The organism is Clostridium sp. OM05-9, from assembly GCF_003481465.1.
Classification (GTDB): domain Bacteria; phylum Bacillota; class Clostridia; order Lachnospirales; family Lachnospiraceae; genus Coprococcus; species Coprococcus ammoniilyticus.
This window is the reverse complement of the sequence record NZ_QULF01000006.1, coordinates 121,867-141,234: the sequence shown is the minus strand read 5'-3', so window position 1 is coordinate 141,234 and position 19,368 is coordinate 121,867. Positions and strand designations below refer to the sequence as shown.

The following is a 19,368-nucleotide window of genomic DNA, read 5'->3' as shown; positions in this document are numbered from 1 at the left end:
GGGAGGGCATAGAACATGGATGCAATGACAAAAGGACAAAGAAATTTATTATTATTTTTACTCGGTGTTGTTATTTTATTTGTGCCGATCAGATTTGTGGCATTAAGCAATTTTGATGACCGTAAAGAGCTTGTTTCAAAGAAGGATGAACAGCAGGTTTATTATAACAGCCTGAAAGCAAAAGATGTAAACAGAGATCAGTACATCAAGGATACAGAGAACTATAAGAAAGAATATGAAGCAATCCTTGCAGAATTTCCATCAGAGATCTATCAGGAAAATACAATCATGTATTTACAGGGGATCAAGGACGAATATAAGTTCCGTTTCACAGATGTATCAATGGGAGAGGAACAGCTCTTCTATACACTTGGAACCGGTGCTGTTGGTGATGCTACATTAGATGGTGCAGCAACAGGAACAGCTTCTACAGATGCAAATACTACAGCAGCTACAACAGCAGCTACAACAGAGACTGCAGCCGCTGGCACAGATGCTACTGCAGCAGTAGCAGGAGAAAATAATTTCAACTGCTATTCAGCAAGCTTCCCGGTTACATATTCAGGTTCTTATCAGTCTGTTAAAGATGTTGTTGATTACATCGAGAAGAGCGATTTCCGTATGACAGTTGACTCTATCTCAATCGCATTTGATGAGGAGACTGGTGATTACACAGGAGATATGTCATTCTCTGAATATGCTGTTACAGGTGGAGACAGAACCACAGATCAGGTTAACGTAAATGTTCAAACCGGTAAAGATAACATTTTCGGAAATCCAACCGTAAAGAGTAGTACGACAACTACAACTACAGATAGCAATCAGTAGGATGTAGACTTGCAACCCGTAGATTCGATTTGAACGGAGTGAGAAGTAAGAATGGCAAAGAATAATAACAAAGGCTTTAGCTTGATTGAAGTAATCATAGCTGTAGCAGTATTTGCTATATTAATTGCTCCCCTTACCGCCCAGTTGATTTCAGCGATCAATGTCAATACGAAGTCAACAAAGAAACAATATGCGATTGAAAAAGCTGAAGAGATCATGGAAAGCTTTAAAACTGCAAATATGAAAGAAAGTGCCATCAGTATCCCTGATGGCAATTCTACAGGTAATTATGAGTTTGGTCTGGATGATTCCCAGACACAGACTTATACCCTCCCGGAAAGTGCGGGAACTGTAGATTATCACATTAATACATATTCATGCAGTGGAATATCGCTCGGGGGAGAATACGAGAAGTATGATTGCACAGTAACTGTAAATGATATTGCGCATGCAGTTGCAACAAAGGGATATGTATGGGATGCCAATACAAATGACCTGAAGAAAGACGGTTCTGAGTATGTCCGCCTTACATCAGGTGTTGGTACAGTACGTAATCTTGATAACAAGCAGTCAGCGATCATTGCTGGAGCAACCTATATGGGAGCAACCAGTGGTATAGAAGGAAACAGTCTGGATAATCAGGCAGCGGCATATTTTAAAGATGTGAAAGTGGATATCTTAAAGGGAAATTCCGTTTTATATAATCAGTATCTGTCCGGTGCTACCTATCTGGATAATGATTCGTTCCAGAAAACAACCACGATTAAGGTTTCAAAGACTTTATCCGGTTATATGGTACAGTGTTTTGTAGAATATCAGGATAAACCATCGTTTAATCCTATCATTAAGGCATACGCGAATGGAATTGCAAGCGATACCTATAAACCGGATGGAAAATATGGAGAGGGAATTGTATATCAGAAGGAATACAAGACACTTCCTCCAATCTATCTGTTATATGCACCTGCAGTGTGTAATGGTGTATATTGTAATAATGATTATATCAGAGTTGAGACATCAGGACTTGCTGATGATGAAAAAGCAAAGATCTACTTATTTGAAACAATTGCTTCAATTGATCCGAAATATGAGGAGATCATTTGCGATACACTTGGCGTAAGCAGTATTGACAGTCTGGTTTACCAGAGCACTAGTCATACAAGCTCACCATCTTCTGTTAAGGTATATGTGAACCGCACTGGTGATGATACCAAGGGAAAGATTGAGGCATATTCAAACTTCGGAACTGAGTATGATGAAACAGATGCAACTGCTATTAAAGTTAAGAACACATCAGATGATACAAGTGATGAAACATACCTGTATGATATTCATGTTACATTGACAGATAGTGATGGCAATAAGACAGAAGTATCAGGAACAAGGGGGAAATAAGAGATGCTGAAAAAGTTAAAAAACAAGCTTAAATTAGCGGATAACCGCGGCTCGAGTTTTGTCCTTGTTATTGTATCGGCAACTTTCTTAAGCATACTGGTGTCAGCATTGTTAATGGGAACTCTTTTGGCATATAAACTTCGTTTTTATAAGCTGAATTCCCTGAATAACTTTTACAGTGTTGAAAAAGCCATGGATGAGATATATGCCGGAATTGGTGCAGCGACAAATGAGCATTTGTATTCCGCGTATACGACAACGGCTGAGATTGTTGTGTATTACAAGGATGGTCAGTATAACAATCTGACAGAAGATGAAGCGAATGATCTGTTTAAGCAGTTCTTTATGCAGGGTATCAAATCAGATAAGACATTCAGCAATATGCCAACTCTGATCGAAACCTTAAAGGGCTATATTACAGATCCGGATGTATCACTTGCCTGTGACAATCTGAGAATTGTATTCAAGGATAAAGAAGGTCGTGAAAAGTACATCAAATATGTAGCTGGAAAGAATGGAAAAGTTACAGGTGTAGCAAGTGCCAATACGATCGATGAGAATAATATCGAAGAGATTACATTCAGAAATATTGGTGTAAAGCGTACAATCACATTAAGCAGCACAGATTCCGCGAGCGGAGCAATGGCGCCTGGAACTTATGTACAGACGATCACAACAGATCTTGTATTAAAGAAACCGGAATATAATGTTTCTTTTGATATGGCAGGTGCAAACAGTGACAGCTTATATAATTACGCATTGCTTGCTGATATGGGACTTCAGGTATCCGGAACAGCAGCAGACACAGAAGTAAATATAAAGGGTAACATTTATACTGCTTCTGACTATTACAATAAAGATTATAATGGAAAAACAGATACAAAGGTAACAAATGAATACAGCCGTACAGTTGAAACCAAATGGGGATCAACAGATGAGAGTGCATATTCCGGTATCTTTGTACAGGGTGACAGAGCGAATCTGACACTGAATTCCGATATTATCGTTAACTCAGGATCTCTCGCAGCTTTTGATGGTGCGAAGATTAATCTTTCAGGACGTACATCCCTGTTATCAGAACTCTGGACCGATAACATCATCATCGGAGGCGATGAGGGCGGACAGATCAAAGCGGCAGCAAATGCTTATGTATATGATGATACAGAGCTGAATGCAGAGAAATCTGAGCTTACATTTACAAGAGGAACTTATTTTGGATACAGCTATACAGCAGATGACGTAAGAAGCATTAACCTTCTTCGTACATCCGGTAACCTTGCAACAGGATTCAAATTAAAATCACACTTCAGTGACAGTGCAATCATTGTCAATGGAAAGAATTCAACTCTGGATCTTTCAAGTCTGGAATCTCTGTATATTGCAGGTAAGTCCTATATCGAATTCTCCAAGATCGCAGCAAATACGATCACAGATGAGAAAGAAAGAAAAAACTTTGGTCTTACGAAAGATTCTGATTATGCATTCACAGCATTAAACGATTATTCAACCGGTCAGTCTCTTGATGTTAAGTCCAATCAGTTGATCTTCCTGACACAGTGGGATCTGTATGATAATACTGAGGTTGTGGATGAGAACGGTTATACACATGTAACATTAAAGTTCCCTAAGACATTTTCAAATGATGTCCAAATTAACAAGCTGTATACTGATTTCGTAAAACAGCTCACATCTAATAATTATATTGTAGAAGCAATCAAGGAGACAGTTTCCGGACATGATTATTATTATCTGTACATTCAGGATGGCGATAAAGATAAGGATGGAGTAAACGATGCTGAGGAGTTTGTAGAGAAGTATTATGATCTCTTAAACACAGGCATCGATGAAACGAAAAAGAAATTGTACAATGTTGCTAACTATGAAAATTTTGAAGTTAAATTACTTCTGCCAAGCAAAGATGGTGATGTGGATGGAAGCAAGATCAAAACAAGTGGAGCTGTAACTGCTCAGAACAGTGACAATTCATTATTTGTTAAGGCATCTGCAGATACATCTCTGCAGGTTGATACAGCATTAAAAAATGCAACAGGATCAAAGACATTCTCAGTGTTACTTGGTAATAAGGGTATTACAGAGAATAATAATACATTTGCAGATATTAAAAAGAATTCAGAGGCACTTGGTGATCAGACCACTCTTAGCAAAGAGGAGAAGGTCAGCAATCAGATCAATTATATGTATATCAATATGAAAGATCATCTGTCTGTAGTAGATAAAAAGGATGATACAGATACAGATGTTTCTGCATGGGAAGTGGCCGGATATACAAAGAACGGAAGTACATACACATACGCTCCGATCAAAGGATCTGACGGAAAGAACCTTGATACATTTGATTACAACTACAGTCTGACACCTCTTACCAAATATGTTGATTATGATAAGATCTTCTCCAAAAATCTTAGTATCAACAAGGTAGAGCCAGAGACAAATGCAGTTGTTATCATCAATGCAAATGATGTAACATTAAAATCCACAGCCGCTGATGGTGCTTTACAGGGTATCGTTATCTGTGGTGGTAATGTAACATTTGATAAGAGTGTAAAGTCATTCCGAGGAATGATCATATCAGGTGCAAAGATTATCTGTAACAGCAGCGTAGATATCTCAGCAGACGCATCCTTTACAGCAACTGTACTGGAAGAGTGTTCCAAGAGTGATGTAGAAGATCTGAGTCTGATCACAAGAGAGATCTTAAAGAACTATGTTAAAGTAGACGATAAAAACAATTCAGAGGTTTCTGGTTCAAGCTTATCAGACATCTCTTATAGCGACATTCTTGCATTCCAGAACTGGAAGAAGAATGTAGAGTAGGAGGGGTGAATATGATAAGAAAAATAAAAAATGATTCCGGATATTCCCTTGTTGAATTGATTATTGTTCTTGCTATCATCGCAGTTATGTCAGGACTTGCGGCAGTGTCGATTTCTTCGATACGGACAGCTCGTGCGACTTCATCAAAGGAGTCGTTCAATCAGGAATTGTCAACTCTGCAGTCCCTGACAAAAACACAGGAAAGCGATTGGGCAATGAAACTGGAAAAAGTAGATGGAAAATATAACCTGGTATATGGTAAGAGCAAGAATGGATCGGATTTCACAGAAGATACTTCAAAGGATCGTGAGATTCTGGATCGTGTAACGATTTACTATTCAAATAATGGTTCTTCCGCAGGAAGTGAAGTTTCATCTATGATCATTAAGTTTAATAAGTCAGATGGTTCTGTTGAAACTGGAAGCGGTGTTTATACATTTTACAAAGACGGATCAACCGATTCTGTTGGTAGAGTAACACTGAATCGAGCAACTGGCAGCCATTACACAGGATCATGAGGAGGGGTGAAGCGTGAAGAAAAATAATAATAAAGGTTTCACTTTCATTGAATTAGTACTGTACATTGGAATTTTAAGTGTGTTTATGGTTGCAGTAACCTCACTTGTTGGTACAGTGGTATCCTCCAATAGAAAGATGACAAACAGAAAGAAAATACAGAACGAAGCCAGTGAAACATATGATACCATATCAGATATGATCATGGGTGCGACTGATGTGAAGATATTGGGAAGCGCATATGTGGCTACCACATCAGCGGGCGTCACATCTTACAGCCCGGTTTCCGGAGTATTTATTGTTCCGGATGATACAGATACAAAGGGCAGCGGAGGTGAATTAATGTCTGCTGGTGGTATTGGAAGACGTACTGTTTATATCGAGAAAGCGGGTGGAGCTGGTCTTACACCAAAGGGTCCATGTTATGATATTGCAGATATGAAGTCGTTTGGTGATGTCACATCACCATCGACAGATGACACGACATATATTATTCCGGATGATTCTGGGAAGTTATATCTGAAAGTAGATTATGCATCTGCATTACAGAGTAACGGTGACAGTGTTATCACGACCTGTACGATCACATATGATAAGACCGAAAAAAAGCTTTATGTGTTTAAAACACCGCAATCAGATAGAATCACTGATGCAAGTGAAGCAGATGGCACTGTTCTTTGTAAGGATGTAAAGGATTTCAAATTACAGATCAATCCGGACGAGGACAGTATTGCAATTACACTGGAACTTGAAGATTCAACAACGGCGGCATCTTATAAGATAAATGGTGTTGTTGGCATTCGAAATTCATATGTGCTTAAAAAGCATACATGGGATTAAGGAGGAAAGAAATAGTGTTTAAGAACAGAAAAGTAGTATTATCATCTGTAGCGATAATATTTACACTTATAGTATGTGCTATATTCGTAAACTTTACGTTGGCTAATTCTGGAACTCCTGTTGAAAAAAGTGAAGCGGACACAAGTGGCAGTTCAACATTGGTGGGCAGCTCAAACATTGATCAGGCGATTCTTAACTCAAACGATTCCAGTCTGAAGAAGACAGGAGAGGATAAGTATCACATTGTTCAGATCCTTCCGGATGGTTTGGGATCTTATGCAACAGCAGATACATCAATGACAGAGATTGTGACTGCTTCCGGTTACTCAGGAAAGATCAGTGATGAAGCAGGATATAAAGGCACATCTGATCTGTGGAAATATGTATATGATGGAGAATACTTCAGATATGCAGTTTTCAATGGTTATAAGAATATTAAAGATGATATGGCACCGGGTGCAGTTCAGTTGACGACTAAAACAGTCAGTGATCTGAACGGCATGGGTACAGAGGCACAGGAAATACTTGCAAATGCGGATTTTATCTATATCGTTGCAACAACAGCAAATGATTATGCTGCAGGCGGTACAGATATCAGCGAGAGCTTATATAACTGGCTGGATGTATATGCAGGAAAGCATCCGATCATCTTTGATCGATATGCATTATGTACAGCGGAGCCTGAAAAGATCACAGGTAATAATGACCAGTATCGTATGGGATCTCTGGCATACAAATATGTAACAAAGACATTAAAGGGAAGAACAGATAATGTTCTCTGTGTAGAACCTGGTTTCTTCAATGTCCTTTATAAAGAAGCAAGTGGTAACAAGTCAGATCCAATGACAAATACCACAAAGACAATATCGGACTTTATTCTGACTGCTGAACGTTCTGCAACAGAAGGCGGAAAGGATTATATCAATAAGAACAGATATTATAAATGGTATACAGATGATAAGATGGAAAACTTCTTAAATAATAAGACCGATAAGGTCGATTCTGCATACGCAAAGATATCTGGAAATACACAGGGCATATCAGGTTCCAGACATGAATGGAAATTTGATAATGCAAATGTTCTGGTGATCACAGACGGTACATCAAACAGTATGTTCTCAGAACTGGCATCAAAGAATGATGCACCGCAGTGCTCTGCTGAAAATTATGTTTATAACAGCAAGAAACAGATATGGGAGTCAGTAGTAAAGGCTCCAAACAGCGACTTTACAAGTGATGCTTATGCCGGTAAGGGTTATAAGTTCGTTCCAAGTGGAGCAAATATCTATCAGATTCAGAGTAAGGATCTGTTAAATGCGGTTGACAGCTCAAAGGGAGCAAAGTATACAGCAAATGATCTTGCTAAGACTTATTTCCAGGATGTTGCTGCAAAGCAGATTACCGGTACGATCAAGTCTAAGGGAGATCTTGCAGGCTCTGTTGTTTATCTGGTTGTAACTCCAAAGGGAGAAGCAAGCAAACTGGCTGGTAATACAGATGGTACAGTTCTGGCATGTGAACTTACAACCGGTGAAGATGGAAATGGATCATATGATGAAGAGACAGGTATCTATACATATGAATATGGATTTCCTAAAGTAAATGCTGATTATGATTACAGTGTTCTTTTGGAGGCAACAGTGGATCCATCTTCATATGAAGACAATGGAGATGATTCTGATACATCAGGCGATAACGCAGGCACAGGCGATAACGCAGGTACAGGCGATAATTCCGGTACAGGTGATAATTCCGGTACAGGCGATAACGCAGGTACAGGCGATAATTCCGGCACAGGTGATAATGCAGGTACAGGCGATAATTCCGGCACAGGCGATAACACCGGCACAGGCGATAATTCCGGCACAGGTGATAATGCAGGTACAGGCGATAATTCCGGCACAGGCGATAACACCGGCACAGGCGATGGCTCTGATCCGGCAACGAATCCGGATGCAATTACCGAGGATTATGTGATCGGAAGCAATGGCTATGATTTCATCGTTTCTGTAAAGGGAGAAAGCAAAGATGGTGCTTACGACTACACAAATGACTGCGATGAATATAAAGAATATGCAGACAAGTGTACAGCAGATCCGACAAACTATACAACAGATGTATATACAGATGATCTTATCTTTGAGACATCAGAACAGGTATATGCTTATGTAGATGCTCAGTATAAAAAGTATAAAAATGATGTCCTGTTGCCAAAAGTTACAGGAACGAATGTAATTGATTTTACAGAGTATGATTTTATCTTTATTGAATCAGGTGATTATAAAGATGAGATCGGTGATTCAGCATACCAGAAGTTATGTTCAGCAGTAGAAGAGGGTGTGTATGTAATCGCAAGCAGTGAAGCCGGAGACGGTATTGGATCCGGAAACAATAATGGTGGTGGATCAGGTGATCCAGATAAGATTATTATCAACAGTCCATCAGCAAAGGTGATCGCAGATATTATCAATGCCGGTGTATACCGAAGAGGCAGTGATAATAAATTCAGAGTTCTGGAAATTCAGCCGGATTATCCAATTGATGAAGAACTCGCAAGATCTTCATCGGTTAAGAATGGATCCGGTGCATGGACAAATGGTACCAATACACACGGAGAAAAAATCTATGGTAATTATTATACCGTTCCATCGGATGTAGCTGAGGGCTATGCAGTGGAGGAGCTTTCACCGGGCAGTGAGTATTATGATTTTGATCTGACGAAGGCAAAGATTGCATATGCGATCGATGGTATCTCATATTCAGATATTGAGCTTACACAGGTTTCATCAGAGGCACTGATCGGTATGACAGATGATATCGCTGCTACATATGACCTTGTATATATCGGTGGAGATATCAGCGCTCTGGACAGAGATCTGAGTAAGATATACGATTCCAGTGTATTTGCTTATATCGGACCAAGCGCAGAACAGTTAGTATCCGCAATTCCTACATTTGTTATGTATTACCATACAGGTGTTCTGAAGGAGATGGGTGGTACCGGTTCTTACAAGATGACAAGATCAATCACAGGTTCTGAGCTTATGGCAACACCGGTGATTGGCTCAACAAAGTATAAGACAACATATGTTGTTGAAAATGGTAATGACCTGACAAAGAATAAGTATGATGAGCTTGTATCTTACGTTAATCTTGGAAGACCGATCATGGTTGGCAATGAACTGACTTCGGTATTTGAAAAGGTAAATGGAACAGATGCAGACGGCAATGGTCTTACAGATGCGCAGAAGAGTCAGGGCTACTGGTATAATGCAGGCAAGCTGGAAAGAAAGAACTTCTATCTGGATCCATCATCCAGAATGTATGACCTTTTGAATGTGATCAATAACAGAAGATCCAAAGGAACAAATGTATTATGGGGCGTAGATGCAACCGATACACAGAAGATTGATAATTCAAATAAGCAGTATGGTGATACACTGTACACTTATAAGATTGCTGAAAAGCAGACAATGCTTGATTCAGAGGCACAGCAGAAGACATGGTATAAGGATGCAACAGATGAGACGGCTATCAAGTCGTATGCAACAGTATTCTCAGAGGATACAAATGCAGCGATTAACAATCTTGTTAAACAGTCTACATCAAGAGCGCGTCTTACAGTTACAAGTGCACCGGTTGAATATTCAGAGGGTATTACAAGCACATATCTGAAGACAACCAATTTATCATTTACCTTCTCTGTAGCAGGATCGGAAAAGAGTTATAAATATTCAATCTGTATTGACAAGAATAAGAATACACAGTTTGATCATGATAAGACGATTGACTATTATGTAACAGGTGATATAGATACATCAACAGGAACATCCGGTTCTGCAGTAAAGAATAAGACAGTAAATATTGCACTGGATCAGGATTTCTTCGGTTCTGCATACTGGCAGATCCTTATTATGGATAGTAAGGATAATATCATTGCAGAAGAGCGTGGTATCTGCAAGATCGTAAACAACACAGACGGAATCAGTGATATCAATGTTTTACAGGTTCAGACCATGTCAGAAGGACAGGGAGCAACATCCTGGGGAGCAACAGATACATTGTACTTTGATATTCAGTCACAGACAGCACATAAGATTCTGAAGTATAACACCTATGCAAATCAGACAGCACTTGATACAGCAGATGTTGCACAGTATAAATGTCTGGGACGTCATGAGAATCGTTTTGGTATCGTTCCATATGACACAGATCTGTTCTATGGTTCACAGAAGGGTAATGATGATTATCTTTCAAATTTTGCAGATACCTTAGCAGAGGATTACGATATCAGTCTTGATATGGTAGTAGCTTCAGCTGATAAAGCTGCCTTTACAACAAAGGATAATCAGGCAGACACATATGACTGTCTGGATACCTGGGTAGAAGAGGCAGATAAGCTGGAGAATGGCGGTACAGTAGAAGGTAGAAACAAGAAGCAGTATGCAACAGATGCAACAATTGCTTTGGCAGCTTATAACAAATATGTATCTGAGACCGTTAAGCCAAAAGAAGACCTGGATAGCTACATCAAGGGTGCTATTCAGTCCTTACAGGGCACATATACAGGTTCTACAAATTATGGAGCAAGAGGTACTTATAATACGTTCCTTGGTGGTTTCAAGTCATCTGTTTCAAACAGTGACCTGATCGATCTCCTTAATTATACGATCGATACCGGTGAGTACTATATGGTATTCTGGCCTGTATACAGTACAAATACAGATATTACATTTGCCAGCGGAAAGATTTCATCTACAATGTTCGGCAGTGAATTTGTAGAACTGTATGAGAAGTACAGAGATGCAAAGGATAAAGAATTAGATGCATTAGATGTGTATAAGAAAGATTTAAGACGTTCTTATGGTAAAAATTTCATGAAGAAGCAGTATTCAATTCTGGTTCTTGGTCCATCCGATTCTTTTGGTGGATTCAAGGTAGACTTGAAGCAGCGTACTTGTGAATACATTCTGGATTATGTATCAAATGGTGGAGATTTATTCTTCTTCCATGACACAATGACACCGTATGCAGATGCAGGTGCTGTTAATCTGACAAAGTCATTACTTGATATTGTTGGAATGAACAGATTCCATGTAGATCTTACAAATAATGCCAATACATATGAGGTCGTAAATGATGGATATGTAACAGGTGTTACGCAGGAAGGTCTTGTAAAGGGTACATTGACAGAGGATGGATATATCTATACAAAACAGAATTCATCAGGTACTCCGGCCGGAATGGTAAAGGGTACATTGACAGAAGATGGATATATTTATGAACCGGAAACATACGGAACAACGCATGACTGGAAGGGCCCATTGAATGGCTGGGAAAAAGATAAGGTTTATATGGATGTATCAGCAGGATATAGCCGTACATTCTATAAGAAGGCAGCTACAGCAGGTTCCACAGGATATATTTATCAGGATGCAGTAACATATGACCAATATTCATATATCAACGACTGGGGCGGTGTAGATACCGGATATTTTACAAAGACAGAAGCAAAGGCTGGAACCTCAGGATACATTTATCAGGAGGGCGGCAAGCCAACGTATTCAGACAAGAATACATCACTGGCATACAAGTCGGAGGACGCTGACCTGTATTATCTTACACCATATGTAAATAATTCAATCGCAGGAAAGAGTCTTGTAAACAGTATTAATGCTAATATGACACAGATCGCATCCAGCTATAACAAGGTTGGAAACATTGGAATGTATGTAAGTGCATTGTCAATGACCAGTTTGTACTATGATAAGAATGGTGGCGGTGGTGCAACATACACCTTACCATATGTATATGCACAGAGTGATTTCCAGAGTGCGACAGCATGGTCAGCATCATCAACAGCTGATCAGTCAGCAAATTCACAGACTGTAAAGGCAAAACAGTTAAATGAAGGTCTGATCACATTGTATCCATACAAGATTGGTGATTCCCTGAATATTTCAGGTACACATCAGCAGGTATATGCACTTGATCTGGAAGCAGGCGATGTAACTGTATGGTATACACTGGCAGGTTCTAACAACTCAAGTGATGCGAAGAAGAGATCATCCCTGTATGCAGCAGATCCATATGATGGAATGGAGAACTACTACATCTACACAACATCTTATGGTAACGGAGCAATTACATACTGTGGAGCCGGTCATGGATCGGTTACAGGTCCTACAACAAGAAATAATGATGAAAGAAAGCTCTTCATCAACGTTATTGTAAACAGTGCAGAAGCAGTAAAGGAAAAACCTACATTATATGTTTATGATCCTGATACAGATTTCAAGAAAGAAATGGCAAAGGACGAAGAGATATCTGAGTCAATTGGTAAGACCGTATATTTGGATGAAGTAGCAGATAAGACAACATCACCGGAATTCGACTTCAAGATCAATGTTCCAAATGATGTAACAGTGGATGCAATTAACGTATACTATGATCTGGATTATGATGATACAGATATGGCAAACAATCGTCCAGCATATGCAGAGGGTACAGATCGTATGATCTGGAATACACCGGCATCCGATAAGGAAAAAGCAGGCATTGTGGAAGATAGTGCATCGACAAAGAAGATACAGATTAAGGATAAGTTTACAGATTCCAATAACCTGAAGCCAACAGATGAACTGTTCGCACCATATGGTGGAAACTACACCTACATAGTTGTAGAAGTATACTACAATGGTAAGACAAAACCGATCTATACAATGATCAAGGTAAAAGCATCTGATCCATTGTTCAATCTGACACAATCAGATAGTGCAATTCAGGTTGCAGCAAATGATGTAGCTTATACGAAAAAATTTGTATTGGCTTAACAAATATAAGAATTGACAAACAATCTTATATATTACAAGGCGGGCAGTAATGTCCGCCTTATTTCTGTATATTTGGAATAATTCTTGTAAGAACAAACAGAAGATGCTACTATGTTAATGTTTCCTTTTTATTACATAATGCGGTGAGAGGACATATGTATATGAGCGGAAGAAAGAGAAAAAATAAGCCATTTTGGTTAAGACAGATCATAAGGAGAAGAGGTAAATGATGATAGATGGAAAGACAAGAACGCTTGGTCTGTTAGGAGATCCGGTAGAGCATACAATGTCGCCGCTGATCCACAATACATTAAGTGAAACACTTGGACTAAATAATGTGTATGTACCATTTCACACAAAAGCAGAAGACCTTGGAGAGGCAGTGAAAGGAGCTTATGCACTGAATATTCTGGGCTTAAATATGACTGTACCGCATAAGAATGAGGTTATGAAATATTTGTCAGAGCTGGATGAAGGGGCACAGGCGATCGGTGCTGCTAATACCCTGGTGCGGACAGAAAATGGATATAAAGGCTATAATACGGATATGCTGGGGCTTCTTCGTGAGGTGAGATCTTATGGAGTAGAACTTGATGCGCATGATGTCATTATTTTAGGAGCCGGCGGAGCTGCAAAGGCTGTAGCCTATATGTGTGGGGCAAATGGAGCAGGACATGTATATATCTTAAACCGTACGGTATCGAAAGCACAGGCAATCGCAGATCATATGAATGATTTCTTTGGAAAGCAGAATATGACTGCTATGAGCATTCAAGACTATCACAAACTTCCGGAGAAAAAATATATTGTATTCCAGTCAACTTCAAAGGGCCTGTATCCGCATATTGATGAGGTGATAATTGAAGATCCGGCATTTTACCAGATGGTATCAGTGGGAATTGATCTGATCTATAAACCATTCTGTACCAGATTTATGTCTTTGTGCAGACAGGCAGGAGCAAAGAGTTATAATGGTCTGAAGATGCTGTTATATCAAGGAATAATTGCATATGAACTGTGGAATGATATATCGGTGGATGAGAAAACAGCAGATATGATCTATCAGAAACTGTTGAAAAAAACACGGGATAATATTATTTTGACAGGATTTATGGGATCCGGAAAGACAACAGTTGGACAGCTTTTATCTGAAAAATATGGATATACATTTATAGATACTGACCAGTATATAGAAGAAAAATGTGGCTGTACGATCGCAGAATTATTCAGTAAAAAGGGCGAAGCATATTTCAGACAATTGGAGACAGATACATTAAAAGAATTAAATACGTCATTGACACACGCGGTACTTTCGACCGGCGGAGGACTTCCGCTTCGAGAGGAGAATGCTGTAGAGCTTGCAACTCTTGGAACAGTCGTTTATTTACAGATCACTCCGGAAGAAGTCATATCACGATTATCCGGTGACAACACCAGACCACTTCTGGCAGGCGGAAATCCGGAACATAAGGTACGCGATCTCTTAACCTACCGCACCCCGTTATATGAACGTGCGGCAGATCTGACAATCCCTGTCACAGAATTGACTCCTGAGCATATAGTGGAAGAAATAATAAGCAAAATATAGTATAAACTATGTACTTAATTAAAAGCAAAAAGTAATACGCAATGTTTTGTTTTTAAAATAATAGAGCGTAAGCGACTTATGAAAGAGACATATCACGGCCACCAATCGTCCGGGAATCCGTGAATTGGTAAAAAGTAGTTGAAATATTCTGTAGAATATTATAAAATGTCACAAGAAGTTCATATCTTAAGGAGGAAAAGAAAATTATGGCAGAGATGATCTCAGCAGGTGATTTCAGAAATGGTGTTACGATTGAATTTGAAGGAAATATTTATCAGATTATAGAGTTCCAGCATGTAAAGCCTGGTAAAGGTGCTGCATTTGTAAGAACAAAGCTTAAGAATATCAAGAGTGGTGGTGTTGTAGAAAAGACATTCCGTCCAACAGAGAAGTGCGAGAAGGCTCATATCGAAAGAAAAGATATGCAGTATCTGTACAATGATGGTGATCTTTACTACTTCATGGATCCGGAGACATACGATCAGATTCCATTGAATAAAGCAGCAATCGGAGATGCATTAAAGTTCGTTAAGGAGAACGAGATCTGTAAGCTTGTTTCCCACAATGGTTCTGTATTTGGTGTAGAGCCACCATTATTTGTAGAATTACTGATCACAGAGTGCGAGCCTGGTGTAAAGGGTGATACAGCTACAGGTGCTACAAAGCCTTGTGTAGTTGAGACAGGAGCAACACTCTATGTTCCTTTATTTGTAAATGAAGGAGATACGATCAAGATCGATACACGTACAGGCGAGTATCTTTCAAGAGTTTAATTCGATCAGAATATAAGAGAGATAGTAGGAGCTGGTCATATATGATTAGGCTCCTATTACACTTTACAAACATTTTTCAGGAGGAAATGACATGGCAACAGCATATAATCATAAAGTTGTTGAGAAGAAGTGGCAGAAGGTCTGGGATGATAACAAGGCTTTTGCTGCAACAGATGATTACAGTAAACCAAAATATTACGCATTAGTTGAGTTCCCATATCCATCCGGACAGGGACTTCATGTTGGTCATCCAAGACCATATACAGCACTCGATATTGTAGCCAGAAAGAGAAGAATGCAGGGCTATAATGTTCTTTATCCAATGGGTTGGGATGCATTTGGACTTCCGACCGAGAATTATGCGATCAAGAACAAGATCCATCCAAAGGAAGTAACAAAGAATAACGTAGCAAGATTTAAGGCACAGCTTCATTCCCTTGGATATTCATTTGACTGGGATCGTGAGATCAATACAACGGATCCGGAATATTACAAATGGACACAGTGGATCTTCCTGAAGTTATTCAAGGCAGGTCTGGCATATAAGAAAGAAATGCCGATCAACTGGTGTACATCCTGTAAGGTTGGTCTTGCAAATGAGGAAGTTGTAAATGGTGTCTGTGAGCGTTGTGGTGCACCGGTTGTCCGTAAGGTCAAATCTGAATGGATGTTAAAGATCACAGAATATGCAGATAAGCTGATCGAAGGTCTCGATACTGTTGATTATATTGAGCGTGTGAAGGTATCACAGAAGAACTGGATCGGACGTTCTACAGGTGCAGAAGTGGATTTCCAGATCAAAGGAAAAGAAGATAAGCTTCGTATCTACACAACCAGATGTGATACATTATTTGGAGCAACCTATATGGTTGTATCACCGGAGCATCCATTGCTTGATAAATATAAAGATGAGATCAAGAACTGGTCTGAGATCGAAAGCTACAGAGAGCAGGCTGCCAGAAAGTCTGATTTTGAGCGTTCTGAGCTTGCAAAGGATAAGACCGGTGTAGCTATTGATGGTCTGGTAGCAATCAATCCTGTAAATGAGAAAGAGATCCCGATCTGGGTATCCGATTATGTACTGATGTCATATGGTACAGGTGCGATCATGGCGGTTCCTGCACATGACGAAAGAGACTGGGAATTTGCAAAGAAATTCAATCTGCCGCTGATTCAGGTTGTAGCAAAGGATGGAGAAGAAGTAGATATCAATGAAGCAGCATTTACAGATGTTGCAACAGGTGTTCTGATCAATTCCGGCTTCTTAAATGGTTTACAGGTAAAAGATGCAAAAGAGAAGATGATCGAGTTCCTGGAAGAAAAGAAAATCGGTAAGGCAAAAGTTAATTATAAGCTCCGTGACTGGGTTTTCTCCCGTCAGAGATACTGGGGCGAGCCAATTCCGATCATTCATTGTGATAAATGTGGCTATGTACCTCTTGATGAAAGTGAACTTCCGCTGATGCTTCCGGAGGTAGAGAGCTATATGCCAACGGATAATGGAGAATCTCCACTTGCAGCTATGACGGATTGGGTAAATGTGAAGTGCCCATGTTGTGGAGGTCCTGCAAAGCGTGAGACAGATACCATGCCTCAGTGGGCTGGTTCATCGTGGTATTTCTTGAGATACACGGATCCAAAGAATACAGAGGCACTTGCAAGCAAGGAAGCATTAAAATACTGGCTGCCGGTTGACTGGTACAATGGTGGTATGGAGCATACAACACTTCATCTGCTTTATTCCAGATTCTGGCATAAATTCCTGTATGATCAGGGCGTTGTTCCTACACCGGAACCATATCAGAAGCGTACTTCCCATGGTATGATCCTTGGTGAGAATGGCGAGAAGATGAGTAAGTCCAGAGGAAATGTTGTAAATCCGGATGATATTGTAAATGCATATGGTGCAGATACATTAAGAACATATGAGATGTTCATTGGAGCCTTTGATCTTGCTGCATCATGGTCAGATGATGGTGTAAAGGGATGTCGTCGTTTCCTTGAGAGAGTATGGAAACTGCAGGATATCGTAGTAGATGGTGATGCTTACTCTAAGGATATGGAGACAAAGATGCATCAGACGATCAAGAAGGTTTCAACTGACTTTGAGAATCTGAAGTATAATACAGCTATTGCTGCTATGATGGCACTTGTAAATGATTTCTATAAGAAGAATGCAGTGACAAAGGGTGAGATGAAGACACTCCTTACATTATTGAATCCGGTTGCACCACATATCACAGAGGAAATGTGGAGTATTCTTGGTTACGATGGATATCTTTATCAGGCATCATGGCCAACATTTGATGAGGCAAAGACCGTTGAGTCTACAGTAGAGATTGCAGTTCAGATCAATGGTAAGATGAAAGCAACTCTTTCAATCAATAAGGCTGATCCAAAGGATGATGTTATTGCAAAGGCAAAAGAAGCTATCGCAGACAAGCTGACCGGCAATATCGTAAAAGAAATTTATGTACCGGGAAGAATTGTAAACATTGTGATGAAATAAATCTGTCAAGCAAATAAGCAGTGTGCCTGCAAGGCAGGCAAAGCTGCTTATTTATTTGACGGAAAAAACAACATAAGCATGTAGAGCGGATGCTCGGAATGCGCATGTTGTGGGATGATTTCGGGAGTTCGAAGAACGTAGAAATCATATTATTTCATAAATATAAATACAAAATAAGCAGTGTGCCTGCAAGGCAGGTAAAGCTGCTTATTTATATTTTACAGGAAATTACGGAACATGGCGATCTTCTGGCGTTCAGCAGGGGAAGCCTGTTCCATCATAATATCCATGATGAGCTTGGATTCCTCTTTTGAGAAAGAAAGATTACGTTTTTGAAGCTCCCGGTTTAACTGCATGATCTGAGGAAGCATCTGTTCCATAGTAGCATTGTGGGAACCGTTTGCAAGTTCCAGAATAATCTGACGTTTCAGGGGCATAAGGTTTTTCAGACGGGGATCGTTTTCAAATTGATTCATGGCAATGGATCGTCCTTTCTGTTTTATAGGATTTATTTTGATTCCGGTTATATGTATTTATAATCTATAATGACCGGTCAGGTTGCAGACCGGGTGTTCGTGTCGTATTCCTGTAACAACTGCATGATGTGATCTATGGAATTGTCGCTATGTTGGGATAATGATTGATCAGTCGTACTGGTATTTTTCGTGTTTTCATGTGTGGAGGAATCGTGAATTTTCTCATCTGTTCTGTTCCCCTGTATGGACGGATTATTATTTGTATATTCTGTATCTGTGGATATAGATGTGTTATCCGGCTCAGCTTGAACGGTTTGGTCATAAGACTGGAAAATGCTTTGAAAATCCGAAAACTCAGAATCGGTCCGGTTCATGGCATTCATAACCTGCATCATATTCATTGCCTGCTGCATATTTTTCATCTGATCGGCGATATCCGGAAAGCCACACTGGGCCAGCGATGCCAGAATATCATTTTGATTATGAAGATCACGGTTGAAATCACACTGACGGATATAGGACTGATTGTTGATCACACGCATGATCTGTTGGAGTTCCATCATTTTCAGATAGATAACGAGTGGCATGCGCATAGGTCCTTCCACAAAGGGTAGGATTGCTTCCAGAAGAAACAGACGGTCATCCGATATTAATTTGTCAAGTGGATGGGAGTGTGGAATCTGATTCATGGAAACCTCCTTATGAGTACTGTGATACGGATGTTTCCGGATGGTTAGCCGGTTACCCGTTTTCTGTTATAAGTTTCATAGTGTTA

11 protein-coding genes are annotated in these 19,368 nt (G+C 39.7%); 9 read left to right on the top strand and 2 right to left on the bottom strand.

Going from position 1 to position 19,368, the window contains the following annotated elements; translation table 11 throughout:
* Positions 1-15 precede the first annotated feature (15 nt).
* The 9 genes from DXB77_RS11030 to leuS all read left to right on the top strand — a co-directional run bounded on the left by DXB77_RS11030 (position 16) and on the right by leuS (position 18,117).
* Positions 16-828: a hypothetical protein gene (locus DXB77_RS11030; protein WP_117785446.1), complete on the top strand. Its 813-nt coding sequence runs from the start codon at positions 16-18 to the stop codon at positions 826-828.
* A 51-nt stretch (positions 829-879) separates the two neighbouring features.
* Positions 880-2,223: a prepilin-type N-terminal cleavage/methylation domain-containing protein gene (locus DXB77_RS11025; protein WP_117821927.1), complete on the top strand. Its 1,344-nt coding sequence runs from the start codon at positions 880-882 to the stop codon at positions 2,221-2,223.
* A 3-nt stretch (positions 2,224-2,226) separates the two neighbouring features.
* Positions 2,227-5,058: a hypothetical protein gene (locus tag DXB77_RS11020; protein ID WP_117807373.1), complete on the top strand. Its 2,832-nt coding sequence runs from the start codon at positions 2,227-2,229 to the stop codon at positions 5,056-5,058.
* Positions 5,059-5,069: 11 nt separating this feature from the next.
* On the top strand, positions 5,070-5,576 hold the full coding sequence (locus DXB77_RS11015) for a prepilin-type N-terminal cleavage/methylation domain-containing protein (protein WP_118663223.1): 507 nt from the start codon (positions 5,070-5,072) through the stop codon (positions 5,574-5,576).
* 13 nt (positions 5,577-5,589) lie between these two features.
* On the top strand, positions 5,590-6,414 hold the full coding sequence (locus DXB77_RS11010) for a prepilin-type N-terminal cleavage/methylation domain-containing protein (protein ID WP_118663222.1): 825 nt from the start codon (positions 5,590-5,592) through the stop codon (positions 6,412-6,414).
* Positions 6,415-6,428: 14 nt separating this feature from the next.
* Entirely contained in the window at positions 6,429-13,247 is a 6,819-nt protein-coding gene (locus DXB77_RS11005; protein ID WP_118663221.1) for a DUF5057 domain-containing protein, read from the top strand.
* A gap of 226 nt (positions 13,248-13,473) precedes the next feature.
* Positions 13,474-14,835, top strand: coding sequence for a shikimate dehydrogenase (gene aroE / locus DXB77_RS11000; protein WP_118663220.1), 1,362 nt, complete (start codon positions 13,474-13,476; stop codon positions 14,833-14,835).
* Between the two features lie 215 nt (positions 14,836-15,050).
* Positions 15,051-15,608, top strand: a complete 558-nt coding sequence (gene efp / locus DXB77_RS10995) for an elongation factor P (RefSeq protein ID WP_044946272.1) — start codon at positions 15,051-15,053, stop codon at positions 15,606-15,608.
* A 91-nt stretch (positions 15,609-15,699) separates the two neighbouring features.
* Complete coding sequence (leuS, locus tag DXB77_RS10990; RefSeq protein ID WP_021943381.1) at positions 15,700-18,117, top strand: leucine--tRNA ligase; 2,418 nt, start codon at positions 15,700-15,702, stop codon at positions 18,115-18,117.
* Between the two features lie 218 nt (positions 18,118-18,335).
* Here leuS and DXB77_RS10985 read toward each other — a convergent pair whose 3' ends face one another.
* Both DXB77_RS10985 and DXB77_RS10980 read right to left on the bottom strand, forming a co-directional pair.
* Positions 18,336-18,593 (bottom strand): hypothetical protein, encoded by a 258-nt coding sequence (locus tag DXB77_RS10985; RefSeq protein ID WP_117807377.1) that lies wholly within the window; start codon positions 18,591-18,593, stop codon positions 18,336-18,338.
* Positions 18,594-18,670: 77 nt separating this feature from the next.
* Entirely contained in the window at positions 18,671-19,282 is a 612-nt protein-coding gene (locus tag DXB77_RS10980; RefSeq protein WP_117807378.1) for a hypothetical protein, read from the bottom strand.
* Positions 19,283-19,368 lie beyond the last annotated feature (86 nt).

Coding starts and splice junctions, on each gene's coding strand:
- DXB77_RS11030 (WP_117785446.1), top strand. CDS start 16: ATGGATGCAATGACAAAAGGACAAAGAAATTTATTATTATTTTTACTC.
- DXB77_RS10980 (WP_117807378.1), bottom strand. CDS start 19,282: ATGAATCAGATTCCACACTCCCATCCACTTGACAAATTAATATCGGAT.
- DXB77_RS11020 (WP_117807373.1), top strand. CDS start 2,227: ATGCTGAAAAAGTTAAAAAACAAGCTTAAATTAGCGGATAACCGCGGC.
- leuS (WP_021943381.1), top strand. CDS start 15,700: ATGGCAACAGCATATAATCATAAAGTTGTTGAGAAGAAGTGGCAGAAG.
- DXB77_RS11025 (WP_117821927.1), top strand. CDS start 880: ATGGCAAAGAATAATAACAAAGGCTTTAGCTTGATTGAAGTAATCATA.
- DXB77_RS10985 (WP_117807377.1), bottom strand. CDS start 18,593: ATGAATCAATTTGAAAACGATCCCCGTCTGAAAAACCTTATGCCCCTG.
- aroE (WP_118663220.1), top strand. CDS start 13,474: ATGATGATAGATGGAAAGACAAGAACGCTTGGTCTGTTAGGAGATCCG.
- efp (WP_044946272.1), top strand. CDS start 15,051: ATGATCTCAGCAGGTGATTTCAGAAATGGTGTTACGATTGAATTTGAA.
- DXB77_RS11015 (WP_118663223.1), top strand. CDS start 5,070: ATGATAAGAAAAATAAAAAATGATTCCGGATATTCCCTTGTTGAATTG.